Below are 417 nucleotides of genomic sequence, written 5' to 3'. Positions count from 1 at the left end.
GACAGGGCCTGACATGATCGTGCTGCACTACACCGGTATGGCGACCGGCGCCGGGGCCGAGGCCTGGCTTTGCGACCCGGCCAGCGAGGTCTCGTCACATTATCTCGTCCACGAGAATGGCCATATCGTGCAGATGGTCAGGGAAAGCGACCGCGCTTGGCATGCCGGCAAGAGTTCGTGGTTCGGACGGGCCGACATCAATTCCTGTTCGGTCGGCATCGAGATCGTCAATCCAGGGCATTCGCTGGGCTATCCCGGTTTTCCCCGGCGGCAGATCGATGCGGTGATCGCGCTGTGCCGTGGGATCGCCGGTCGGCATTCGATCGCCGCCGAGCGGGTACTCGCGCATTCTGATGTTGCGCCGGGGCGCAAGATCGATCCCGGCGAGAAGTTTCCGTGGCGGACGCTGTTCGAGGC

General features: G+C 64.0%; 1 protein-coding gene. It reads left to right on the top strand.

Features of this window, described 5'->3' with window-relative positions:
- The coding region (locus tag EN964_RS37195; protein WP_245490777.1) for an N-acetylmuramoyl-L-alanine amidase at positions 1-417 on the top strand (417 nt) is incomplete at both ends.

This window comes from Mesorhizobium sp. M7A.F.Ca.CA.001.10.2.1 (genome assembly GCF_003998575.1).
Taxonomy (GTDB): domain Bacteria; phylum Pseudomonadota; class Alphaproteobacteria; order Rhizobiales; family Rhizobiaceae; genus Mesorhizobium.
The sequence above is the reverse complement of the archived record's forward strand: the minus strand, read 5'-3'. Positions and strand labels throughout refer to the sequence as shown.